Source organism: Novosphingobium sp. 11B, assembly GCF_054589055.1.
In genome coordinates this window covers 1-21,968 of the sequence record NZ_BAAILP010000127.1, presented here as the reverse complement: position 1 = coordinate 21,968, position 21,968 = coordinate 1, and the positions used below count along the sequence as shown (strand labels likewise).

The 21,968-nt window shown below is 67.9% G+C and carries 21 protein-coding genes; 5 read left to right on the top strand and 16 right to left on the bottom strand.

The window, feature by feature from the left end:
- Positions 1-14 precede the first annotated feature (14 nt).
- Genes ACYPYD_RS11980 through ACYPYD_RS11950 form a run of 7 tightly spaced genes read right to left on the bottom strand, consistent with a single transcriptional unit; the run spans position 15 to position 5,360 of the window.
- Positions 15-1,217: a class I SAM-dependent methyltransferase gene (locus ACYPYD_RS11980; protein WP_459663318.1), complete on the bottom strand. Its 1,203-nt coding sequence runs from the start codon at positions 1,215-1,217 to the stop codon at positions 15-17.
- Positions 1,217-1,897: a DUF3108 domain-containing protein gene (locus tag ACYPYD_RS11975; protein ID WP_036526996.1), complete on the bottom strand. Its 681-nt coding sequence runs from the start codon at positions 1,895-1,897 to the stop codon at positions 1,217-1,219. Before ACYPYD_RS11975 ends, ACYPYD_RS11980 begins: the two co-directional genes overlap by 1 nt.
- 20 nt (positions 1,898-1,917) lie before the next feature.
- Positions 1,918-2,592, bottom strand: a complete 675-nt coding sequence (locus ACYPYD_RS11970) for an SDR family oxidoreductase (RefSeq protein WP_051586935.1) — start codon at positions 2,590-2,592, stop codon at positions 1,918-1,920.
- Complete coding sequence (locus ACYPYD_RS11965) at positions 2,589-3,407, bottom strand: alpha/beta fold hydrolase (RefSeq protein ID WP_036526993.1); 819 nt, start codon at positions 3,405-3,407, stop codon at positions 2,589-2,591. The genes ACYPYD_RS11970 and ACYPYD_RS11965 overlap by 4 nt, the downstream gene beginning before the upstream one ends.
- Complete coding sequence (locus ACYPYD_RS11960) at positions 3,407-3,781, bottom strand: hypothetical protein (protein ID WP_036526992.1); 375 nt, start codon at positions 3,779-3,781, stop codon at positions 3,407-3,409. Before ACYPYD_RS11960 ends, ACYPYD_RS11965 begins: the two co-directional genes overlap by 1 nt.
- A complete protein-coding gene (locus ACYPYD_RS11955; RefSeq protein ID WP_036526991.1) occupies positions 3,778-4,473 on the bottom strand; it encodes an isochorismatase family protein in 696 nt (231 codons plus the stop codon). Before ACYPYD_RS11955 ends, ACYPYD_RS11960 begins: the two co-directional genes overlap by 4 nt.
- Entirely contained in the window at positions 4,470-5,360 is an 891-nt protein-coding gene (locus ACYPYD_RS11950; RefSeq protein ID WP_051586934.1) for an isocitrate lyase/PEP mutase family protein, read from the bottom strand. The genes ACYPYD_RS11955 and ACYPYD_RS11950 overlap by 4 nt, the downstream gene beginning before the upstream one ends.
- Before the next feature lie 137 nt (positions 5,361-5,497).
- Here ACYPYD_RS11950 and ACYPYD_RS11945 point away from each other — a divergent pair, with 137 nt between their 5' ends.
- Together ACYPYD_RS11945 and ACYPYD_RS11940 are read left to right on the top strand one after the other, a co-directional pair.
- Positions 5,498-6,478, top strand: a complete 981-nt coding sequence (locus ACYPYD_RS11945; RefSeq protein ID WP_081799068.1) for a CobW family GTP-binding protein — start codon at positions 5,498-5,500, stop codon at positions 6,476-6,478.
- Positions 6,475-7,833, top strand: coding sequence for a dihydroorotase (locus ACYPYD_RS11940; RefSeq protein WP_459663317.1), 1,359 nt, complete (start codon positions 6,475-6,477; stop codon positions 7,831-7,833). Before ACYPYD_RS11945 ends, ACYPYD_RS11940 begins: the two co-directional genes overlap by 4 nt.
- A gap of 140 nt (positions 7,834-7,973) precedes the next feature.
- On the opposite strand, the gene ACYPYD_RS11935 is transcribed toward ACYPYD_RS11940, so the two are convergent.
- The 9 genes from ACYPYD_RS11935 to ACYPYD_RS11895 form a co-directional block, all read right to left on the bottom strand.
- Positions 7,974-9,179 (bottom strand): aromatic ring-hydroxylating oxygenase subunit alpha, encoded by a 1,206-nt coding sequence (locus tag ACYPYD_RS11935; RefSeq protein WP_459663315.1) that lies wholly within the window; start codon positions 9,177-9,179, stop codon positions 7,974-7,976.
- A gap of 4 nt (positions 9,180-9,183) precedes the next feature.
- Complete coding sequence (locus ACYPYD_RS11930) at positions 9,184-10,575, bottom strand: MFS transporter (RefSeq protein ID WP_051586932.1); 1,392 nt, start codon at positions 10,573-10,575, stop codon at positions 9,184-9,186.
- Positions 10,575-12,068, bottom strand: a complete 1,494-nt coding sequence (locus tag ACYPYD_RS11925; RefSeq protein ID WP_051586931.1) for an aldehyde dehydrogenase family protein — start codon at positions 12,066-12,068, stop codon at positions 10,575-10,577. The genes ACYPYD_RS11930 and ACYPYD_RS11925 overlap by 1 nt, the downstream gene beginning before the upstream one ends.
- A 5-nt stretch (positions 12,069-12,073) precedes the next feature.
- Positions 12,074-12,892, bottom strand: coding sequence for an alpha/beta fold hydrolase (locus ACYPYD_RS11920; protein WP_051586930.1), 819 nt, complete (start codon positions 12,890-12,892; stop codon positions 12,074-12,076).
- Positions 12,889-13,230 carry a hypothetical protein gene (locus tag ACYPYD_RS11915; RefSeq protein WP_036526986.1) on the bottom strand — a complete coding sequence of 114 codons (342 nt, stop codon included), beginning with the start codon at positions 13,228-13,230 and terminating at the stop codon, positions 12,889-12,891. The genes ACYPYD_RS11920 and ACYPYD_RS11915 overlap by 4 nt, the downstream gene beginning before the upstream one ends.
- The gene (locus tag ACYPYD_RS11910; RefSeq protein ID WP_051586929.1) at positions 13,227-14,297 is read right to left on the bottom strand and encodes a class I SAM-dependent methyltransferase; all 1,071 of its coding nucleotides are present in this window, start codon (positions 14,295-14,297) and stop codon (positions 13,227-13,229) included. Before ACYPYD_RS11910 ends, ACYPYD_RS11915 begins: the two co-directional genes overlap by 4 nt.
- Positions 14,294-15,961 carry a nitrilase-related carbon-nitrogen hydrolase gene (locus ACYPYD_RS11905; RefSeq protein ID WP_459663314.1) on the bottom strand — a complete coding sequence of 556 codons (1,668 nt, stop codon included), beginning with the start codon at positions 15,959-15,961 and terminating at the stop codon, positions 14,294-14,296. Before ACYPYD_RS11905 ends, ACYPYD_RS11910 begins: the two co-directional genes overlap by 4 nt.
- A gap of 17 nt (positions 15,962-15,978) precedes the next feature.
- On the bottom strand, positions 15,979-16,689 hold the full coding sequence (locus ACYPYD_RS11900; RefSeq protein ID WP_036526983.1) for a hypothetical protein: 711 nt from the start codon (positions 16,687-16,689) through the stop codon (positions 15,979-15,981).
- Between the two features lie 180 nt (positions 16,690-16,869).
- Positions 16,870-17,025, bottom strand: a complete 156-nt coding sequence (locus ACYPYD_RS11895) for a hypothetical protein (protein WP_155986305.1) — start codon at positions 17,023-17,025, stop codon at positions 16,870-16,872.
- Positions 17,026-17,288: 263 nt separating this feature from the next.
- On the opposite strand from ACYPYD_RS11895, the gene ACYPYD_RS11890 reads away from it, so the two are divergent.
- From ACYPYD_RS11890 to ACYPYD_RS11880, 3 genes are read left to right on the top strand one after another with little or no spacing between them, the layout of a single operon-like run.
- A complete protein-coding gene (locus ACYPYD_RS11890) occupies positions 17,289-19,337 on the top strand; it encodes a hydantoinase/oxoprolinase family protein (protein ID WP_036526982.1) in 2,049 nt (682 codons plus the stop codon).
- Positions 19,338-19,350: 13 nt separating this feature from the next.
- On the top strand, positions 19,351-21,231 hold the full coding sequence (locus ACYPYD_RS11885; protein WP_036526980.1) for a hydantoinase B/oxoprolinase family protein: 1,881 nt from the start codon (positions 19,351-19,353) through the stop codon (positions 21,229-21,231).
- Positions 21,228-21,848, top strand: coding sequence for an isochorismatase family protein (locus ACYPYD_RS11880; protein WP_036526979.1), 621 nt, complete (start codon positions 21,228-21,230; stop codon positions 21,846-21,848). Before ACYPYD_RS11885 ends, ACYPYD_RS11880 begins: the two co-directional genes overlap by 4 nt.
- The last annotated feature ends 120 nt before the right edge of the window (positions 21,849-21,968 follow it).

Below are 21,968 nucleotides of genomic sequence, written 5' to 3'. Positions count from 1 at the left end.
TTCTCTCGTACGTTTCAGGGCTTGCGTGCGATCAGCACTTCCCAGCCGCCGCCGGGGGCATATTCGCCCGCCTTGAATTCGCGGTCGGCCAGTTCGTCGGCCTTGGCGGCATCGTAACCCTTCGCGTCGGCCCCGGCGTATTCACGGATGACCATCGGCGCGGTGTCGAAGCGGATCGTTTCCGGATCGAAGCCCGCGTTCTTGGCCAGCCCCACCTGGTCCATCTCGCGCATGGCGCCCCAGAACGGCTCGTTGTTGTAGTAGGTCTCGTTGTCGAGGATGAACTGGGTGAACGGGTCCATCAGGTCGAACGGCGGCAGGTCGCAGTGGATCATCAGGCCGCCGGGACGCAGCAGGCGGAAGCACTCGTCGAAGATCCTGGGCATCGCCTTGCCGCTGGTCTCGTGCAGCAGGATATGGCTGACGACGAGGTCGAAGGAGGCGTCCTCGAACTCGGTCTTCTCCGCGTTCATCTGCGCGAAGTTCACCGTCTCGCCCAGCGCCACCGAGCGGGCGTGGGCATAGCGCACCAGCGGCTCGGCGACGTCGATGCCCCAGACTTCCGCCTCGGGGAAGAACTCCTTGTAGGGCAGGGTCGAGTGGCCGACCGTGCAGCCCATGTCGAGCACGCGTGTCGGCGCGAAATCGGGCATGGTGCGGCGGATATAGTTCACCACCGATCGGCCCTTGCCGTCGTTGAACGGCCCGCCGTAGCCCATGCCGTAGAGGTAGACGCCGCGTTCGTAGAGGGCGCCAGCCGCGAATTGCTCGGCATCATGGCGGGAGGCATAGCCGCCCGGCATGCAGTGGATGTCTAGCGCGGTGATGTAGCGGGGCACGTCGAACGCTTCGGGAATGCGCAGTTCGCCGCCCTGTCCCTCGCGTGCCTTCACCTCGGCGGCGAGGCGGGGCCAGTCGCGTTCGATGGTGTCCACCACCGAGAGCCACAGCAGCTCCTGCGCCGTCCGGTTGAGCGCGGCGTAGGACTGGAAGAACGGCTCCTTCTTCATCGCTTTTCGCACGTCGTGACGGCTGGCGAGATCGACGCCGAGCGACTGCGATTCCGCCGCCGTCTTGGCGAACAGCGGGGTCAGGCCGGGCAGGACCTCGCGCTGGATGAAGCCGCGCAGGCCCTTGGCGAAGTTCTGGCGGCTCGCCTCGTCGTGGCTGGCGCGCGGGAGGACCGGGTGGTCGCCCTGCTGGAAAACGTTGAGCATCAGTCCAGTCCTGCCAATTCATAGCGCACCGGCCCGAACGAGCCTTTCAGACGCAGCGGCAGGTAATCGCCCGGGGTCACCCAGAAGTCGGCGTATTCGGGCACGAATTCGCTCCAGCGCACCTTGAAGTGCTCGGCCTCGAAGCTGCCTGCGCGCACGGTGATCTCCTCGCGGCCGACGTAAGTGACCAGCGGCGTCACGCAGTGCGCGCGGTAATTGCCCATGCCCCATTCGGAGATCGAGTTGGTCACGCAGGTCACCGGCTTCTCGACGCCCGGATCGGCGGTGCCGCAGGCTGCGGCAACCAGCACGTCGGCAAGGATCGTGTGCATGCCCAGGTAGTCGATCCGCTTGCCCGTCTCCAGCCGCTGCGAGAACCGCCCGGCCTCCTGCGAGAAGACTTCCGCCTCCACCGCGGTGCCGTCGACGCGGAACCAGCAGTGCGCCTTGAGGTCGCCGTCGACGAATTCGCGGGTCTGCGCCTCGATCGGGTTCCAGTCGCCGTCCACCGACCAGGTCGCGTTGCGCAGGACCTTGCGGTCGTCGAACTCGATGGTGGCGTTCATCAGCCGGCCCTTGTCCCAGACCGACATGGTGAAGGCCTCGCGGCCCCATTCCTCGTCGCTTTCCTTGAGGTGGACGACACGGCCGGAGAGATGCTTCGGAATCTGGTAGGTCATGGTCGGTCCTTTGGAAAAGCTCACCAGGGAACGGTGTCCCCGGTGTATTCGAGGAACGGGGCGCCATCGGCCGAGGGGTGGGCAGTGCTGACGAGGCGGTAGATGCCGTCCACGCTGTCGGCGACTTCGACGGTGGCGTCGGCGCCGCCCATCTCGGTCTTCGCCCAGCCGGGGCAGATGATGAGGACCGCGCGCTTCCCGCCGTGGGTAACGGCGAAGCTGCGCACCAGCATGTTGAGCGCCGCCTTGCTGACGCGGTAGAGGTCCGCGCCCGCCAGGGTGTTGCGCACCATCGAGCCCATGCCCGAACTGGTGAAGGCGAATGTGCCGCCTTCGGGCACCAGCAGTTCCAGCAGGGTGGCGAGGCGTACGCTGCCGATGGCGTTGGTCTTGAGGACGCGCAGGACCTCCTCGTCGGCGCGCTCCCAGATCGGCGCGTCGCCCTGAGGCAGGATGCCCGCGACGATGTGCAGCACGTCGATCCGCTGCCCGGCTAGGCTGTCGCGAAGGGCGAGCGCCTGCCCCTCGTCGGTGATGTCGAGCGGCAGGACGGTGATGCCGTCCAGCGCCTCCAGCGCCGGGGAGGGGACCACGGTGGTCGCCACTACGTCCCACCCTTCGGCGCGGTATCGCTGCGCAAGCGCAAGGCCGAGGCCCTGCGTCGCGCCGACGAGCAGGACCCGGCGCGGGATCACTGCCAACCCGCTCCGCGCAGGAACTTCGCGACTTCATCGGCCCATGCCTCGGGCTGCTGGTCGACGATATCGACGCCGCCGCCCTCCAGCGCGGCGAAGCCGAAATGAGGGAAGAGTTCGGATGCGCGCTGCGCGTGGTCGAAGATCATGTCGCCGGTGTTCGACAGGATCAGCGTCGGCTGTTTCACTTGCGCCAGCTGCGGTTCCTGATCGTACATATAGGCGGCGTTGTGGCCGTACCAGAAGGCGCCGCGCCCGATCAGCGCCTGCACCACGTAGTCGCTGAGGCGCGCGTGCGGGATGGTGCCGCTGGCAAGGTTGTTACGAATGTCGAACAGTTCCGCCATGTGCCCGGCATGCTCGCGCGCGTGGTAGCCCAGTTCCCACTGATGCAGGTTGTCGAGGAAGTTCTGGCGGTCCGCGGCGCTGACCAGAAGCGGGCCGTTGACGATCAGCGCGGCGATGCGGTCGGGGAACAGCAGTGCGCCCTCGGTTGCCGCCAGCGCGCCGGTATGGTGGCCGAGCAGGGCCGCGCGCTCGATCCCCAGCGCGCCCAGCACGGCGGGGATGACCTGCGCATAATCGGTGACAGTCGGAGTGTCCGGCGTCGGGTCGGACATGCCGAAGCCGGGCATGTCGATGCCGATCGCGCGATACCCGCGTGCCGCAAGCGGGGCGTAGACGTTGTCGAACTGGCCCGAGGTCATCGGCGCCTGATGGAACATCAGCAGCGCGGGGCCTTCACCCGTCTCCTGGAAATGGACCTGCCCGAACGGACCGTCGGCGTAATGACGGCGGGGCCAATTGTGCTGCATCAAATGTCTCCTGTCGCGACCTTGTCGAGCGTCTCGCGGTAGGTCCGGTCGCTGTACTTGTGTTCGAGTTCGCTGCGCCGCTGGCGCGAGAATTGGAAGAGCCTGCCGTAGAAGTCCTGAAGCGCCTGCTCGCGCGTCCGCAGCAGGGCATCGTCGGGCTGGAGCGCCTCGATCTCGGCGGCGAGGTCGATCCCGTGGCGGCTCATCACCCGCTCGGCGGTGTCGAGCCTTTCGCGCACGACGTGCAGTTCCTGCGCGAGCACCAGCACCATCGAGAGCACTTCGTCGACGCCCTCGGTCGCGAAGAACTCGGGACGCTTGCCGCGCACGGTACGGGCCAGTTCGGGGCGGGGGAGTTCAGGCGTGTCGCTCATGCGTTCAATCCGTCCAGCGCTGCCAGCACCTGCGCCAGCGGTTCCACGTCCGCGTACTTGTAGGCCATGTCGAACAGGTTCACCGCGTGGGCCGTGGGGCTGCGGTCGTAAACGCATTCCTCGGGCACGGTGACGCGGAAGTTGTAGGCGAAGGCGTCCACCACGCTGCCGCGCACGCAGCCGCTGGTGGTGCAACCTGTGACGACCACGCTGTCGCAGCCCAGGTCGATCAGGTAGCTGGCGAGCGGGGTGCCGAAGAAGGCGCTAGGGTGCTTCTTGGGCAGCAGCACGTCGCCGGGGAGCGGCGCGACGTCCTCGACGAAGCGATAGCCCTCGGCGCCGATGGTCATCAGTTCGGGGACTTTGGCGGCAAGGCGCCCCTGATCGAACGCCTCCTTGGGCGCGACATGGGGGTAGAGCACCGGCAGGGCGAGTGTGCGGAACTTCGCCAGCAGCGGGGCGATGTGGCGCACCGCCTCCCACCCGGCATCGCCGCAGCTGGTCTTGAATTCCTCGATGGAGTCCCAGAACGGCGCCTCGCGCGTGCCGATGGTGCGGTACTGCACGTCGATGATGAGCAGCGCCGGGCGCTTGCCGAGACCGCCCGGGCGACCGAAACCGGCGGCGCGGTAGCGGCGCTCCTCCTCCTCGGAGACGATTCCGGTCCATGGTCGATCCGGGGGGCTTGTCATGGCTTCACGTCGCCTTCGTAGTGAAGGCGCATCGCGTCCCACTCTGCGGTGCGCACAACTTTCTGGCGCTGGACGAAGTCGGCGAGGCGATCGCCCACGTTCTGCAGCGAACCGTCGTCCCTCAGTGCGCCCAGCACCTGCTGCATCGCCAGCACCGAAGCCTGCAGCGCGGCATTGGCGTAGAGGACGAGGCCGTAGCCCATCGCCTCGAACTCGCTTGCGGGGAAGGGCGGGGTCTTGCCGCCGTGGACCACGTTGACGAGGTGCGGCAGGCCGGGATTGCGGCCGGGCGCGTCGCGCAGTTCGGTTTCGGTGGTCAGCGCCTCGACGAAGAGGATGTCGGCGCCCGCCTCAGCATAGCGGCTGGCGCGCTCGATGGCGGCTTCGTAGCCTTCCACCGCCTTGGCGTCGGTGCGGGCCATGATCAGCGTGTTCTCGTCGCGCCGGGCGTCCACCGCCGCCTTGATCTTGCCGATCATCTCGGCGGCGGGGGCCACGTCCTTGCCCTCGAAGTGGCCGCAGCGCTTGGGGAAGACCTGATCCTCGATCTGGATCACCGCCGCGCCGGCCGCCTCGAGGCGGCGCACCGCGTGATAGCAGCTGACCGAATTGCCGTATCCGGTGTCGGCATCGACCACCAGCGGCAGGTCCACTACGGCGGCGATCCGCTCCACCGCCTGCGCCATGTCGGACAGGCCGAGGATGCCGATGTCGGGCAGGCCCAGCTCGGTATTCGCCACGCCCGCGCCGGTGACGTAAAGCGCCTCGTAGCCAAGATCCTGCGCCACGCGGGCGGCCAGCGGATTGGCGACGCCCGGCAGCAGGACGGCGCGCTTGTCTGCCCCGTTTGGTGAAGATAGGCGCAGCTTGAATTCGTGTCTGGTCATGAGGCCGGAGACTATCGCTGCCGTGGCCACGCGGGAGGCGGCGCGCGGGCGCTATCCGGCAGGCGGAGTTTGTTCGGCTGGCGGGTAAAGCGGCGCATCGGGGCTGGCCTGTGCGCGTGCCGGCCTAGTCTGCCCGGATGACGCCAGACGAGCGCATCCCTGTGGAGATACTGACCGGCTTCCTCGGCAGCGGCAAGACGACGCTGCTCAACCGGATGCTGTCGGAAGGCGCCTTTCGCGACACCGCCGTGGTGGTGAACGAGCTGGGCGAGATCGGGCTCGACCACCTTCTCGTCGAAACCGCGCCTGGGCAGGTGGCCTTGCTGGAGGGCGGCTGCCTGTGCTGCGCCGTGGTCGACTCGCTTCCCGAAACGCTGCTGGATCTCGTGCGCCGCCGCGCTGGCGGAGAACTGCCGAGGTTCGGGCGCATCGTCATCGAGACGACCGGGCTCGCCGATCCCGGTCCGATCATGGAAGTGGTCCGCCGCAGCCCGCTGCTGTCGCATTTCCTGTCGCTGGGCGTGGTCGTCACCGCGCTCGACATGCTCGGCGGCCGCACGCAGGTGGAGCGTCACCCGGAAGCGCTGCGCCAACTGGTGCTGGCCGACCGGCTGGTGCTGACCAAGCTGGACTTGCGCGATCCCCTCGCGCCCGAGGAATGCGTCTGGATCGCTGGGGCCAATCCGCTGGCGGACGTGGTCACCGCATCGGACGTCCTCGCTGATCCGGCGCTGCTGCTGGCCCCTTCGCGCGGGGCGCGGCCTGCCGTGACGGACGATCACGCGGCGCATAGCCATGGCGTGCGGGCCTGGAGCTTTCCCCTGGGCGAGCCGGTCACCCGCTCCGGCCTCGCGGCTTTCGCGGCGGCGCTGGATCACCGGCTGGGCGCGGACCTGCTGCGCTGCAAGGGGCTGGCCCGGACGCGCGGCCGCCTGTTGCTGGTGCAGGGCGTCGGCGCGCGGTTCTCGGTGACCGACGCCCCGCCGTCCGCCGACGGTGCCGCGCCGCACCTCACCGTCATCGTCCAGCGGCGCGAGGCAGGCGAGATCGCCGCGTTGCTTCCGTGGCTCCACGTACCCGAGGGCACGATGCCCCCATCCAAAGAGGACCTGCAATGAGCGGCTTCGACCTCCTGATCGCCAACGGCACCATCGTCGATCCCGTCGGCGGTATCGCTCAGGGCGACATCGCCATCACCGATGGCCGCATCGCCGCGCGCCTCGCCTCCGGCAGCGGAGTTACGGCGCGCGAAACGATCGATGCCACGGGACTGCACGTCTTCCCCGGCCTCATCGACACACATGTCCATTTCGGGTTCGGGGAACCGATTACCGAATACACCACCGAGACGCAGCATGCGGCCATCGGCGGCTTCACGTCGATCCTTGGCTATTTTCTGTCGAGCGAAGGCTACGGCGACATCTTCGACGCCGAACATGCCCATGCCCGCGAGCGGTCGCACGTCGATTTCGGCTTCCACTTCTCCGTCGCCAGCGAGCGGCACGTCGAGGAAATGGAGCGCTACGTCGCCGACTACGGCGTCACGTCGTTCAAGTATTTCATGAACTTCAAGGGCGAGGAAGGCCGCTACCTCGGCCTTGACGGGACCGACGACGGGTACTTCTACGCGCTGCTGGAAAAGGCCGCGAGCCTTGGCGAAGTCACCATCGTCGTCCACACCGAGAACATCGAACTGGTCAACCGCTTCCGCCGCGCCAGCATCGCCGGGGGCGGCATGACGCTGAAGGACTGGAACCTCTCCAAGCCCGCGATCACCGAGGCGGAAAGCACCATCCGCGCGCTCTATCTGGCGGAAAAGCTGGGCGCGCGCATCTATATCCCGCACATTTCCACGCGCATGGCGCTGGACGAAGTGCGCCGCTGGCGGGGCCGCTACGACCGGGTGACGGTGGAGACCTGCCCGCACTTCCTGACGCACGACTGGGATGCGGACATCGGCCCCATCGGCAAGGCGAACCCGCCGTTTCGCAGCCCGGACGACGTCGCGGCGCTATGGGAAGGGCTGGCCGACGGCGCCATCGACGTCGTCGCTTCGGACCACGTACCCCGCAAGCGCGCCACCAAGGAGAAGCCGGTCTGGCAGGCATCGCAGGGCTTCCCCGGCACGGCGACGATCCTGCCGGTGCTGCTCGACCAGGGGTATCACAAGGGGCGCTTGTCGCTGGAGCGGATCGCGCAGTTGCTCACCAGCCGTCCGGCGGAGATATTTTCCATGAAGGGCAAGGGCAGCCTGGCTCCCGGTGCAGATGGGGACGTGACGCTGGTGGACCTCGAGCAGAGCCGCGTGGTCGATCCTGCGGCGCTGGCTTCGTATTCGGACTATAGCCTTTACGAAGGCTGGACCCTGCGGGGCTGGCCGGTACGGGCGATCCTGCGCGGGGAGACGATCATGCAGGATGGCCGGGTCACGGGCGCGGGGGGGTATGGGCGTTATCTGGAACGACGGGGGTGAGGGCTGGCGTAGGGAGGCCCACCCCTGTCCCTCCCGCAAGCGGGAGGGGGATGATAGGGTGGCGCTAGGTTCCCTCTCCCGCTCGCGGGAGGGGCGCGAGACTTGGCGATTTATCGCCTAGTCGCAGCGGGGTGGGCCTCTCAGGCCTCACCCAACCCCAGTTCTTCCAGTTGATCCGCCCAGTCGCGGTGCCATTTCTGCACGAGAATCTCGTTCGCCCCGAACACGGCGCTGAACCCCTCCGGCGCGTTCGACAGGTTGCGGTAGGCTTCCTCCGAGACACTGTAGTCCTCCGTCCGCACGACATCCTCGATGAAGCCGTGGAGCACCTGCCAGTCCTCGTCCGGCTGCGGGCCGTCGGCGTGGCCGGGGCGATAGGTGGCCATGCGCGTCACCGTGCTGCCGGACGTCTCACCGGGGTAGAGGTGGTAGAATCCGTAGAACATCTCCCCGTTCGGACCCGAGGAGACGTTGAGGTTGATGTTGGGAAAGATGAAGTAGTTGCCGCCGAAGTTCTCGTCCGGCCACTCCGTCTCCGGCGCGTCGGCGAGCGCATACCAGTCCTTGCGCGGGAAGCCCATGCGGGCGTGGCGGTCGAACGGGGTCAGCGCCATGACGTTGGAGACGAGGCGCGGCGCTACCGTGGTCGCGTGCAGGGTCGCGAAATGGTAGCTTTCGCAGTAGGTGTCCCAGGCGCATTTCCAGTTGGTGCGCGTTTCCAGCCGGCTGCGGCGCATCGGCCGGGCGCGGCCGAGTTCGAGGTGCTCCAGTTCCGCCGCGAAAGGGCCGAGCCATTCCGCCACGTCGATCAGGCCGCCCTCCGGATCGGCGCGCACGAAGACCATGCCCGCCCATTCGGCCACCGGCAGCTCGACCAGCCCGCGCGCCTCGCGCTCCATGCCCGCGAAGCCCTCCGCGCCGGGCAGGCCGATCAGCTTGCCCTTGAGGTCGAAGGTCCAGCCGTGGAAGCGGCAGGTCATGCGCTTGCGGCTGTCGCATTCGGTCACGAGGCGCGCGGCGCGGTGCGGGCACATATTGAGGAAAGCGCGTACCTGCCCTTCGCCGTCGCGCAGGATCACGATCTCGGGGCCGAGGGCATCGAACAGCAGCTTGTCGCCCGGCTCCGCCACGTCGAGCGAAAGGCAGGCCATGATCGGCAGCTTGCGGAACGCCTCGCGCTCCCGGGCATGGCGGTCAGGATCGACGTAGGCGTGGGCGTCGATCTCCATGACGGTCTCGGCCAGGTCCGTACGGCCGTCGCGCAGGCGCTCGACGAGGGCGCGGCGCAGGGAATTGTGGGAGTCCCGCCGGGCTGCAGAGGGGGCGAGAGAGGGATCGGCGGTCATCGGATCAGTGTCCCCGGTAACGGATGAAGGCGAGGAGGCTCAGCGCCTTGAGTACGGCCGGATAGACCGCGAAGCAGAGCACCAGCGTAGTGAGGGCGCCGGGCGTCTGCGGCACCGCGCCGCTGCCCTTGGCGCCGACGAAACCGCCGAGGCTGAGCAGCACGCCGGTGATCGCGGGGCCAAGCGCGAAGGCGACTTTCTCCAGCGCGCTGAACACGCCGGAATAGACGCCCGCTCGTGATGCGCCGGTGGTCTCGCGGTCGTGCTGGATGGTGTCGGTCAGCATCGACAGCGCCATCAGCAGGTACATCGAGTTGAACAGGCCCCACAGGAACCCGCGCAGCGCCATCAGCACGATTCCCGGCGCGGGGATGCCGAGGTGGGCGGCGATCCAGCCGTTCTCGGTCGGCCCGGCGGTGATCCACGAAAGGCACAGCAGCGACCAGCCGAGCACTCCGGTGACGAACAGCGCGCGCTTGGAGAAGCGGCGGCTCAGCCAGACCGTCAGCGGCTGGGCTACCAGCACCGAAGCGGCGGCGAAGACGTTGACGATCGCCAGCGCGCCCGCATCGTGCAGGACGTAGAGGAAGAACAGGCCGAAGACGGTATAAGTCATGCCCTGCGCGGTCAGCGCGAAGAAATAGGTGGTGGCCAGGCTCACGAAGCCGCGGTTGCGCCACAAGGCGAGGATGTCGGCCTTGCCGGTCGCGCCTTCGGGGCGGGGCAGGGTGATGAGGCGGGTGCGGCGCACGGTCGCCCAGGTGACGCCCATGCTCACTAGGCAGACGAGGCCGTAGAGCATCCCCATGCGGTTGAAGCCGTGCCAGCCGTCGCCCAGCCACTGCGCCACCGGCAGCGCATAGCCCGCGCCGATGGCGACGCCGACGGCCAGGAAGACAAGGCGATAGGCGAGGATCGTCGTGCGCTCGCGCGGGCTCTCGCTCATCTCGGACGCGACCGAGAGGTAGGGCACCGAGAACAGGCTGTAGGCGGTCGAGGCGAGCGCGAAGGCGAGCGACATGTAGGCTGCGCTGGCCAGCGGGGAAGAGAAGTCCGGCGCGCTGAACATCAGCACGAAGGCGAGGCCCGAAAGCAGCGCGCCCGCGCCGAGGAAGGGGGCGCGGCCCCAGCTGGTGGCACGCCGGTCCGACCAGCCGCCGACGAGGGGGTCGCAGAACACGATCCACGCCTTGGGGATCAGGATCGCGATGCCCGCCATCCACGCCGGGATGCCGAGCACGGTGATCATGTAGATCGGCAGGATCAGCGCAGGGGTGTCGCGGAAGATCTGCGCCCCCACTGCCCCGCTCCCATAGCCGAGCCGGGTGGCAAGGCTGACGCGCGGGGTGCGTGCCGGGGGTGAGGTCATGGCGGCGTCGTAGGTCGCTTCGAGCATCAGCTTTTCCCCGGATAGGCGCTTGCCACCGAGCCGGTCGCGGGCTGGTGCAGGGCCTTGGGCATGGAGTATTCGAGCAGCCCCTCATCGCCGTACTCGCGCCCGAAGCCGCTCGGTCCCGAGCCGCCGAACGGCAGGTCGAACGAGAAGCCGCTGCGGTTGTGTGCGTTGACGAGGCACAGTCCGGCCGGCAGCGAGGCCGCGAGGTCCCATGCCCGCTCGGCGTCGGATGACCAGACCGAGGCGCTGAGGCAGTCCCCGGTGGCGGCCCAGCGGTGCACATCGGCTTCGTCGCGCCAGGTGACCACGGGCACGATCGGCCCGAACTGTTCGTCGCGGACCAGTTCCGCATCGTCAGTCAGGCCGGTGACGAGCTGGGGGGCCACGAAATAGCCCTGCTCCGGGTAGTCGGAGAAGTCGTTCAGGAGCGGCACGACCATGCCCCCGTCGCAGCGCGCCTGCGCCGCGACGCGGCTGATGCGGCCTTGCGCCTGCGCGCTGATGACCGGGCCGATGTTGGTGCGCGGGTCGAGCGGGTCGCCCATGTGGAGCAGGCGCCGCGCCGTCTCGACGTAGGCGTCCACGAAGCGGTCGGCCACGGCTTCGTGGACGTAGAGGCGCTTGGCCGCCATGCAGACCTGCCCGGCGTTGAGGAAGCTGGCCCAGACGAGCGCTTCCATGCGCGCGGTGGTCGGCTCGAAGTCTTCCAGCACGATCAGCGGGTCGTTGCCGCCCAGTTCCATCACGCTGGGGATGAAGCGGCGGCTGGCCTGTTCCAGCACTGCGCGGCCCACCGTGCCGCCGCCGGTGAAGGCGACTTTCGCCACTTCGGGAGCGCCGATCAGTGCCTCGCCGGTCTCGGCGCCGCCGTTGACGGCGCGCAGCAGGCCGGGCGGCAGGTGCGCGGCGATCATGGCGACGATGGCGCTCAAGGTCAGCGGCGCGAAGGGGGAGGGCTTCACCAGCACCGCGTTGCCCGATAGCAGGGCGGGCGCGATCTTGGTCATGGCGAGGATGATCGGCGCGTTCCACGGCACGATCGCCGCGATGACGCCATATGGCGCGCGCCGCACCACGCGCCGCCCCGGTCCTTCGCCGCGAACGTCGTCGGCAAGGAGACGGCGGGCGCGGCCCTCCATGTCGGCGGCGAAGGCTAGCGCGAAGCGGATTTCCCCGGCGCATTCGCCCACCGGCTTCCCCATCTCGCTCGCCATCGTGCGGGCGAGGGCGTCCATGCCCTCCACCGCGCCGAAGGCCATGCGCAGCGTATCCGCGCGCGTCTCGAAGTCGAGCGCGGCCCATTCCCTCTGTGCGGCCGCTGCGGCAGAGGCGGCGGCGAGGACGTCGGCGGGACTGTCGCGGCGGATGCGCCCGGCCAGTTCGTCAGGCCGGGCGGGGTTCTCGCGCAGCAGCCACTTGCCCTGCGCGTCCGCCATGCTCGACGCGGCGAAGTCCCCCAGCTTCGGATGGCCGGTCTGCGAATGCGGGGCCAACTCCGTCAGCCTTCCTTGAGGAAGCGGACGCAGGCTTCGGTCCACTCCTCCGGGAACTCCTCTATGGTGTCGAGCGTGCCGCCCTCGATCCGGTAGTCGGGCACCTTGCCTTCCAGGAAATGCAGGCACTTCATGATGCCCGGCGCGGAGAGGTCCTTGTCGCCCCAGACGATGAAGCCCGGCACCGTCACGTCGAAGCGCAACTGCTTGAGCGTGTCGAGCTTGCTGGCCGCGTAATACGATGCCTGCGCGTTCTCCCCGGCGGTGAGGGCGGCGACGTAGAGCTTCTCGAACGCCTTGAGGTTGTTCACCGGCGAAACGTTCTTCCAGCGCAGCTGCCACAGGCGGGTCAGGTGGCTGCCGTCCTCCTCGGCGATGGTCGCGGGCGCGCGCATCGGCACCACGCCCTCGTCCGGGTGGAGCAGCACCGGGCCGGAGAGGACGAACTTCTTGACGCGCTCCGGATACTGCGCCGCCAGCTGGGTGGCGAAGTAGGCGCCGGTGTGGACGCCGATTACCGAGATCGGATCGGTCAGTCCCAAGTCGTCGAGGAATTCGACGATGGTGCGGGCATATTCCTCGGGCTCGACGAGGCGGCCGGGCAGGTCGGACATGCCGTAGCCGATGGTGTCCATGCAGATCGCGCGGAAGTGCTCGCCCAGCATCGGCAGCACGGTGTCGAACATGCCGCTCGACTGCGGGGCCTGGTGGAGACACAGGACCGGCTCGCCCTCGCCATGCTCGCGGTAGTGGAGCTGGCCGAGGAAGCAGCTGGAATAGCCGCGCTTGAAGTTGACGGGCGCGGTATCGATGGTCGGGATCATGACGGCTCCTGTTGGCTGGCCTCGGGCGCGAGCGGCAGCTCGGCGAGGCTTCGGAAGATGGTGGAGACGAAGGCGGCGCGGCTTTCGCGCATCGCGGCGGTTTCGTCGGGGGTGAAGGTGAAGCTCTCGATCGCCTCGGGATCGAGCGCGCCCTGTGCGGCGAGGACGCCTTCCAGAACGGCGTTGCGGCGCTTGAGCACCCAGACTTGCGCCGCCATTTCGAGCATGACGTCCATCATCGCGTCGAGGCGGCGGTCGCCGAGGAAGGGGCGGCCGTCGGCAAGGCCCTCGCTCTTGTCCAGCCAGCGGCGCAGGTCGGTGACTTCGTCGGGTGTCATGCGGTTTTCCTGCAGACGCGGATCTGCAGCGCTCCGGTGGAGGTGGCGGCAGGGCGGTAGTCGGGATCGACGTCGCCGAAGTGCGCTTTCAGCAGCGCGGTGAAGTCGGAATGGACGAAGGCGGGGGCGTAGGGCTCGCCGTTGTACCAGCTGTCGAACAGGCGCATGCAGTGGCGGCCGCTGAGTTCTTCGGCCGCGATGTGCGGGAAGTCGATGATGGTGAAGGTGCCGCCCGGCTTCAGGATGCGCGCGGCCTCTTTCACGACGCCTTCGGCCACTTCGGGCGGCAGTTCGTGGAACAGGATCATCGCCAGCGCCGCGTCGACGCTGTTGTCGGCGAAATCGAGCGCGGCGGCGTCGCCCTGCGTGAAGTGGACCTCGATCCCCAGTTCCCGCGCCCGGGCATGGCCGTAGCGCAGCATCGGCGCAGCAAGGTCGATGCCGTGGACCTCGGCTTCGGGGAAGCGCAGCTTGAAGGCGGTGGTGGACTGGCCGACGCCGCAGCCAAGATCGACGATGCGCTGCGGAGAGCCGTCGATCGGGCACCATGCGGCCATGACGTTGTGCAGGCGGTCGTCGTCGTTGCCGCCGGTGAAGAACACCTTGGAGCCGTAGTGGAACACGAACCCGGCGAGCGCGTCGTCGTGGTAGTTGCCCGGCTGCAGGTGGATGTCCTGCGCCCGGAAGTAGTCGGGATAGGCGAAGGCCGGGTCGATGCGCAGCAGGTGGGGGGCGGCGGCCTCGGCCTGCTTCAGCCAGTCCTCCAGTTCGCCCGCGATGCGGCGATAGGTGTCGCCGGTGCCGCGCCACATCATCATCTGGGTCGAGCGCATCATCCGCCGCGCCATCTGTGCGGCGGGCACGTGGTCGAGCGCGGTGAACAGGTCCTGCACGCGCGGCCGGGGCGACTGCGCGGCCATCCCGGCGCCGATCGCGTCGCCCGACTGGACGAGGCGCGGGACCATGCGCGAAAGGTTGAAGGCGCGCATTCCCTCGACGAAATCGACGTAGCTCTCATCGTCGAGGCTGGCCGCGCCGCGCAGGGTGCCGATGGACGGGCGGCTCACGCCGGGACGCTTTCGCGCAGCGCCAGGATCGCGCCGTAGAGTTCCGGGCGCGAGTCCATGATGAGGTCGGTCGCGCCCATCAGCCGCTTGTCGCGGTTGGGGGCGAGGTCGACCTCCACGGTGAACGCGCCGGTGAGCGAGGGCGCCATGTGGCGGTCCGGCGCGTTGACTTCCTTGGTCTGCGGGAAGCGGTATTCCGGCGGGGTCGTGCAGACGGTGCCGGGCTTCGCGCAAAGGCTGTCGGAGCGCCCTGCGCTGACGATGGTGACGTGGTTCTCCGCCGAACGCGCGGTAAGCATGAGTTCGTGATGCCAGTCCTCGCGCCATGCCGTCGGACAGGCGATGAGGTCCGTGCCCTTGCGGGCGAGCACGCGGGCAGCCTCGGGGAACAGCAGGTCCTCGCCCAGCAGCAGGCCGAGGCGGCCGAACGGGAGGTCGAAGACCGGCAGATCGTCACCCAGCGCCATGTCGTTCGAGCCGGGATCGGCGTGGATCTGGCCGTATTCGCCGATCACGCCTTCGGGGCCGAAGAGGACGGCGCGGTTGACGCGCTTGCCATGCTCGCGCCCCGGCAGACCGGCGACGAGGTAGGTCCGGGCTTCGGCGGCGGCTTTGATGAGGGCTGCGGTTGCTTCGTCCAGGCGGGTGTCGTCCCCGAGATCCCACGCGAAGAATTCGGGGAGCACCGCTAGTCCGGCCGGGGCCGAGGCGATCATTTCGCGGGCTTGCGCCAGCCGTTCGTCGAACGTCGCGCCGCCGGGCACGATGGTCGTCAGCGCGACTTTCCCCGCTGGCGCGCGGTCTTCGGCGAGCGCCGCCAGCGCGGCGTTGTCCTCGCCCATCAGCGTGTAGAGTTCGGGCCGCCGCCGCGCCATGCGGTCTTCGCGTTCCAGCGTCGACAGGTCGATGTCGGCGAACACCAGCCCGATGTCGTCATGCGTCGCGCGGGCCAGCGGCATGCCGTCCGGGCCGACCACCTGGCTTTCCCCTGCGCCCTTCACGAAGTCGCGGGTCATGCCTGCGGCGTCGATCAGGTCCTGCAGGTCCTGCCCCTTGACCATGTCCCCCACCCGGTTGGCGGAGATCATGAAATAGCCGTTTTCGGCCGCGCGCGCCGGGATGTGCAGGTTCGCCTCATCCACCCCGTTCGAGCACAGCGAGTTGAGCACGATGTCCGCCCCCAGGCACGCCATCGTGCGCGAGGTTTCCGGCACCAGCCCGTCCATGCAGGATATCATGCCGATGCGCCCGATTTCGGTGTCGTAGACGCGCCCGTCCTCGTCCGAGGGGAAGAACGCGTCGCGCTCGATCCACATCAGCACCTGCTTCTTGTTGGAGCCGATGTATTCCCCGTCTGGGCCGATCAGGTGGTTGACCATCCATGCCTTGGGGAATGGCCCGCGCACGGCGGCGTTGAAGCCGATGAACAGGCCATGCTCGCGCGCCTTGGCACGGATCGCCGAGACCAGCGGACCTTCGAGGGTAACGGCCTCGCGCCATGCGTGTTCGCGGTCGGTGTAGGAGGTGGGGTAGTTGCAGCACTCCTGGAAGTGCACCAGCCTGGCCCCGCCCGCCGCCGCCTCGTCGGCAAGGCGAAGGATGTCGGCAAGAACGCGGTCGGTGTCCTTGCCGGTTTCGAACTGTGCTGTAGCTACCCGTAGCATCGTGCGCGCCTTTCGGATCAGAAGTCGAATTCGAGGGTGTCGCCGAAGCTCTTCTGGTCGAATTCGGCCAGTTCGTAGGTCACGCCCTTGGCATGGCCGATCACGCGGGCGCAGATGCGGTCCTGCCCGGTGGTCCAGACCTCGATGTCGGCGTCGATCGCGCCGGTGTGCCAGAGGTAGTGGTCGCAGACGAACTTGCCGGCGGGGACTTCGATCTCCTCCTCGCCGATGTACTCGATGGCCAGCGTCACTTCCTTGCCGTGCGTCATCTGGCCGCCGTTCCAGGTGGCCGAGGTGGTGAGGATGCGCACGTGCTGCGTGCCTTCGACCGCGCGGTCGCACTGGGTGAATTTCCAGCCCTCGACGACGGTGGGGTGGTAGCCGAGGACGAGGTCGGCGCCGCCGGGAAGCTGGGCCTGCTCGATCGGGCTGCCGTCGGGCGCGATGAGGAGCGACGTCACCTCGTCACCGACCACGCGGCGCACCAGAACGCCCTGGAACTCGCTGCCGACGAACAGGCGGAGGTGCCCGTCCATCGGCATGAATTCGGTGTTCACGGTCTGGGTGACGTGGCGCACCAGCGAAGTGCCGGGGAAGCGCGTCATCGACTGCGCGGTATGGGTGCCGTCGGGGTTGGTGGAGACGATGAAGTTCTCCCACTCGACCCACTTGGAGCGGTCGTCGCTGGGGCCCATCACGTAGCTGCCGGTGGTACGGGTAAGCGGCATTCGGTCTACCTCTCTGTCGATCCGGATGGACGGCCCGAATTGTTGGGGCCGGGTCCATTTGCGGGGTTCGACGTCGAGGCTGCCTCACACCGGGCGCGCGGCAAATCGAGGCTGGTGCCTCTGGTCACCAATCGAGGATTTATCGACTGGTGGGGAATTGCGGTATTGGATGTTGCCGTGTCAGAGCGGCGTCGCGGTCACCACCATGCGGCCCAGGAACACCGGCTTTTCGGCGCCGATGATCGGCACGCTCGGCGGCGTTGCGACGGCGGCCACGCTCGTCAGGATGGCCGAGGATACGGCAAGGGCTGCGAAGGCGGGGAGCAGGCGGGTCATCTGGCGGCGTCCATCGTCGGGTTTCGATTGGGCCGGTATGACGGGGCGGTGTCGCAGGACTTTGCCGCGCCTGCATCAAGCTGTCCGAAAGTGTATTGAGCGGTAATCTCAACAAGACTTTGGAGTCGCGCGGATCGGCATGGCGCTGCAATCGTTCCGCAGCGTGATCAGGCTTCTCCACCTGCCGGTCAGTTGGGGGCACAACCCTGTCATTGCAGCCCCCGCGATGCTTGCTAGATACCAATCTAACGGAGATTGGGTTCATGACTTATCGCCTGGGGGTGGACGTCGGTGGGACGTTTACCGACCTTTTGCTGCTCGATCAGAAGAACGGCTCGTTCTGGCGCCACAAGACGCCTTCCACCCCGCATGACAGCTCGGAAGGCATCCTCAACGGTCTCGGCGCGATCTGCGAGAAGGCAGGAATCACGCCTGCGGACATCGAGTACTTCCTCCACGGCACGACCGTTGCGACCAACGCGGTGCTCGAAGGCAAGGGTTCGCGCGTCGGCCTCGTCGTCACCGAGGGCTATGGCCAGGTCATGCAGATCGCACGCTCGTTCGTGCCCGGCGGCCTCGCCGGCTGGATCGTGTGGCCCAAGCCCGAACCGCTCGCCGCGCTTGAGGACACCGTGGAGATCGCCGGGCGCATGGATGCGCAAGGGCGCGAGATCCGCCCGATCGACGAAGCCGGTATCCGCGCCGCGTTGGAGAAGCTGAAGGCGCAGGGCGTCGAGGCGCTGACGGTCAGCCTGATGAACGGCTACCTCAACGGCGCGCACGAGAAGCGCGTGGCGCAGCTGGCGGCCGAGATCATGCCCGACGTGCCGATCTCGCTCAGCCACCTTGTCCTGCCCGAGATGCAGGAATACGAGCGCACCCTCACCACCGTCGCCAACGCGGCGGTGCGCCCGGTCGTGGGCAAGTACGTGCGCAACCTGCGCGACAACCTGCGCTCCGGCGGCATGGCGGGCTCGCTCTCGCTGCTGCGCTCCGATGGCGGGCTCATGTCCTCCGAGAAGTCGGAGGAGCATCCGGTCGCGCTGCTGATGTCCGGTCCCGCAGGCGGCGTCACGGGCGCGCTGTGGGTCGGCAAGAACTCCGGCATCCGCAACATCCTGACGCTCGACGTCGGGGGTACTTCCACCGACGTGGCGCTGATCGAGAACCTCGAGGCGCGCCGCGTTCGCACCACCGAAGTCGGCCACCTCTCGGTCCGCGCCTCGGCGCTGGACGTGAAGACGGTGGGCGCGGGCGGCGGTTCGATCGCCTACGTGCCCGAACTGACCGGCGCGCTGCGCGTCGGCCCGCAGTCGGCGGGCGCGGTGCCGGGCCCGGTGGCCTACGGCAAGGGGGGCAAGCTGCCGACCGTGACCGACGCCAACGTGGTGCTCGGCTACCTGCCCGAGAACCTGCTGGGCGGCACCTTCAAGCTCGACCGCGAAGGCGCCAAGGCGGCGGTGCAGACCATCGCCGACAAGCTGGGCATCGGCCTGATGGAAGCCGCGCGCGGCATCATCGACATCGTCAACGAGAACATGTTCGGCGCGCTGCGCATGATCTCGGTGCAGCAGGGCTACGATCCGCGCCACTTCGCGGTGATGGGCTTCGGCGGCGCCGGTCCGCTCCACGTCAACGCCGTGGCCAAGCTGATGGGTTCGTGGCCCGCAGTCTCGCCGGTCTCGCCGGGCGTGCTCTGCGCGCTGGGCGATGCCACCACGCGCATGCGCACCGAGACGGCGCGCTCGTTCTCCAAGCGCTTCTCGGAAACCGAGGAAGCCGAGGTGATCACGCTGCTGGAAGAGATGGCCGCGCAGACCACGAAGGAACTGACCGCCGAAGGCATCGCCGACGCCGACGTCACCGTGCAGTTCGAACTCGACGTGCGTTATGAAGGGCAGGCCTTCGAAGTGCCGCTCTCGATCAGCCCCGACGTGCTCAAGGCCGATGGTCTCGCAGGCGTCAAGGCGCGCTTCGATGCCGAGCACGAGCGCCTGTTCACGTTCAACATGGACACCGAGCACGAGCTGGTGAACCTGCGCGCCGTGGCGCTCGGGCCGCTGCTCGAACTGGAGGCGCTGCGCCTGCCCGAAGGCAACGGCGACCCGATCGACGCCAAGGTGCGCGATCACGAACTGTGGTTCAACGGCGCCATGGCCCCGGCCGCGATCTACGACCGCGCCAAGCTGCGCGCCGGAGACGTGATCAAGGGCCCGGCGATCGTCACCGAGATGGACTCGACCACGCTCATCGAAGGCGACTGCGTCGGCACCGTCGATGCCGTCGGCAACATCCTGATCAACCTGGCCTGAGGGGAGAGAACCAATGCCCGCACGTATCATCCAGGCTAACGAAACGCCCTTCAACAAGGTCGATATCGACCCCGTCACCCTCGAAGTCATCGAGAACGCGCTGCGCAATGCCCGCGTCGAGATGGACGCGACGCTGGTGCGCACCGCCATGTCGCCCGGCATCCGCGAACAGGGCGACGCCTTCCCGCTGATCGCCGACCATCAGGGCCGCATGATCGTGGGCCAGTTCGGCTCCTACATCGGCCCATTCCTCGACGGCTTCGACGGCACCGTGGAAGACGGCGACATGATCTTCCTGTCCGACCCCTACTCGGTCGGCGGCGCGATCAGCCACTGCAACGACTGGCTCGTGCTGCTGCCCGTGTTCAAGGACGGGCGCCTGATCGCCTATACCTCGATGTTCGGCCACCAGAGCGACATTGGCGGCATGGTGCCCGGATCGATGCCGATCCACGCCACCGAGATCTTCCAGGAAGGCGTGCGCATCCCGCCCGTCAAGATCTGGAAGAAGGGTGAATACAACGAGGACCTGATCAAGCTGGTCATGCACCAGTCGCGCACCCCGGCGTGGTGCAAGGCGGACCTCAACGCGCTGATCGCCTCGTGCCGCGTCGCCGCCCACCGCGTGGTGGAAATGGCCGAGCGCTTCGGCGACGACGTCTTCGTCTCGGCGACCGACCTGCTGCTTGACCGCAACTTCCGCGCGATGCAGCAGCTGATCGCCAGCTCGATCGGCGAGGAGAAGGTCTCGTTCGAGGACTACATCTGCGACGACGGCATGGGTTTCGGCCCGTACAAGATCAAGTGCACGATGTGGCGCGAGAACGGCCGCGTCGTCCTCGACTTCGACGGCACCGATCCGCAGAGCCAGGCCTCGATCAACATGTTCCTGAACGAGAACATGATGCGCATGTTCTTCGGAATCTACATGATCATGGTCTTCGATCCGCAGATCCTGTTCAACGACGGCTACTATCCGCTGATCGACGTGCGCATTCCGGAAGGCTCGCTGCTCAAGCCGAAGTTCCCGGCCGCGCTTTCGGGCCGCACCCACGTGCTGGGCCGCCTGTTCGACATCCTGGGCGGCCTGCTGGGCCAGAAGACCCCGGAATTCCTCAACGCCGCCGGCTTCTCGTCCAGCCCGCACCTGTTCTACGCAGGCACCGACAAGGCCGGAAAGTGGTTCCAGCTGTTCCAGATCGGCTTCGGCGGCATTCCCGGCCGTCCGCTGGGCGACGGGCCGGACGGGCACTCGCTGTTCCCCGGCTTCACCAACGTGCCCAACGAGTTCCTGGAGCGCTACTTCCCGCTCGTCATCGAGAAGTACGAGACGGTGCCGGATTCGGGCGGCGCGGGCCTGCATCGCGGCGGCAACGGCATCAACATGGTCTACCGCTTCCTTGAGCCGGGCGTGATCGCCATCCACGACGACCGCTGGTTCGTGCCGCCCTGGGGCGTCAACGGCGGCCACCCGGGCAAGCGCGCGCGCAAGCTGCTGGTGAAGGCCGACGGCACCGAGATCGTCGTCGGCAACAAGCTGGAGGACTACCCGGTCGAGGCCGGTGACGTGCTGCACTTCATCACCTGGGGCGGCGGCGGCTGGGGCGACCCGCTCGACCGTGACCCCGCGCTGGTGCTGAAGGAAATCGGCCAGGGCCTCGTCACCGCCGAGGGCGCGAAGGACTACGGCGTCGTCATCACGGACGGCGCGGTCGATGAAGCCGCCACCTCGGCGCTGCGCGAGAAGCTGCGTACCGAGCGCGGTGCAATCGGCGTGTTCGACTTCGGCCCCGACATCGAGACGCTGCGCGCGAACTGCCTCGCCGAAACCGGCCTGCCTGCGCCGACCGCGCCCAAGTGGGCTACCGTCGAATTCGCGGAGGCCGCCGAGTGAGCGACCTTCTCGACGACTACAACCGTGGCGGCTTCGGCGGGGCTCTGCAGCCCGGCAAGAAGCCGGCGCTGTTGCTGGTGGACGTGGTCGTGGCGTATCTCACGCCCGGCCAGCCGCTCTACTCGCCGCGCTTCGAGACGGCTCTCGCCTCGTGCGAGCGCCTGACGGAAGCGGCGCGCAAGGCGGGGGTGCCGGTGATCTTCACCAACGTCGTCTACCGCGCGGGCGGCAAGGACGGCGGGCTGTTCTACAGGAAGGTGCCCGCGCTGGAGGCTTTCCTGGAGGGCTCGCCGCTCGGCGCCTTCCCGGATACGCTGCAGCCGCGTGCCGACGAAGTTGTGGTGACGAAGCAGTACGCCTCGTCGTTCTTCGGCACCTCGCTGGCGGCGACGCTGACCAGCATGGGCGTGGACAGCCTGTTCATCACCGGCTTCTCCACCTCGGGCTGCGTGCGCGCTTCGGCGCTCGATGCGCTGCAGAACGGCTTCGTTCCGCTGGTCGTGGCGGACGCCTGCGGCGACCGCGACGAGCGCCCGCACGAGGCGAACCTGTTCGACCTGTCGAAGAAGTACGCCGAAGTGCTCAGCGAGGAGCAGGCCATCGCCCTGATGGGATGAGGTCGCTCCCACAAGCGAGATGAAGGGGAGGCACGGCGCAGGCTGTGCCTCCCTTTTTTTGTTCCTCCCCGAGCTTGTCTCGGGGAGGGGGACCGCCGCGAAGCGGGGGTGGAGGGGGAG

Bases quoted from the DNA above. Each gene is read 5' to 3' on its own strand.
- ACYPYD_RS11980 (WP_459663318.1), bottom strand. From the start codon at position 1,217: ATGCTCAACGTTTTCCAGCAGGGCGACCACCCGGTCCTCCCGCGCGCC.
- ACYPYD_RS11975 (WP_036526996.1), bottom strand. From the start codon at position 1,897: ATGACCTACCAGATTCCGAAGCATCTCTCCGGCCGTGTCGTCCACCTC.
- ACYPYD_RS11965 (WP_036526993.1), bottom strand. From the start codon at position 3,407: ATGCAGCACAATTGGCCCCGCCGTCATTACGCCGACGGTCCGTTCGGG.
- ACYPYD_RS11960 (WP_036526992.1), bottom strand. From the start codon at position 3,781: ATGAGCGACACGCCTGAACTCCCCCGCCCCGAACTGGCCCGTACCGTG.
- ACYPYD_RS11955 (WP_036526991.1), bottom strand. From the start codon at position 4,473: ATGACAAGCCCCCCGGATCGACCATGGACCGGAATCGTCTCCGAGGAG.
- ACYPYD_RS11950 (WP_051586934.1), bottom strand. From the start codon at position 5,360: ATGACCAGACACGAATTCAAGCTGCGCCTATCTTCACCAAACGGGGCA.
- ACYPYD_RS11945 (WP_081799068.1), top strand. From the start codon at position 5,498: ATGACGCCAGACGAGCGCATCCCTGTGGAGATACTGACCGGCTTCCTC.
- ACYPYD_RS11940 (WP_459663317.1), top strand. From the start codon at position 6,475: ATGAGCGGCTTCGACCTCCTGATCGCCAACGGCACCATCGTCGATCCC.
- ACYPYD_RS11935 (WP_459663315.1), bottom strand. From the start codon at position 9,179: ATGACCGCCGATCCCTCTCTCGCCCCCTCTGCAGCCCGGCGGGACTCC.
- ACYPYD_RS11930 (WP_051586932.1), bottom strand. From the start codon at position 10,575: ATGCTCGAAGCGACCTACGACGCCGCCATGACCTCACCCCCGGCACGC.
- ACYPYD_RS11920 (WP_051586930.1), bottom strand. From the start codon at position 12,892: ATGATCCCGACCATCGATACCGCGCCCGTCAACTTCAAGCGCGGCTAT.
- ACYPYD_RS11915 (WP_036526986.1), bottom strand. From the start codon at position 13,230: ATGACACCCGACGAAGTCACCGACCTGCGCCGCTGGCTGGACAAGAGC.
- ACYPYD_RS11905 (WP_459663314.1), bottom strand. From the start codon at position 15,961: ATGCTACGGGTAGCTACAGCACAGTTCGAAACCGGCAAGGACACCGAC.
- ACYPYD_RS11900 (WP_036526983.1), bottom strand. From the start codon at position 16,689: ATGCCGCTTACCCGTACCACCGGCAGCTACGTGATGGGCCCCAGCGAC.
- ACYPYD_RS11895 (WP_155986305.1), bottom strand. From the start codon at position 17,025: ATGACCCGCCTGCTCCCCGCCTTCGCAGCCCTTGCCGTATCCTCGGCC.
- ACYPYD_RS11890 (WP_036526982.1), top strand. From the start codon at position 17,289: ATGACTTATCGCCTGGGGGTGGACGTCGGTGGGACGTTTACCGACCTT.
- ACYPYD_RS11885 (WP_036526980.1), top strand. From the start codon at position 19,351: ATGCCCGCACGTATCATCCAGGCTAACGAAACGCCCTTCAACAAGGTC.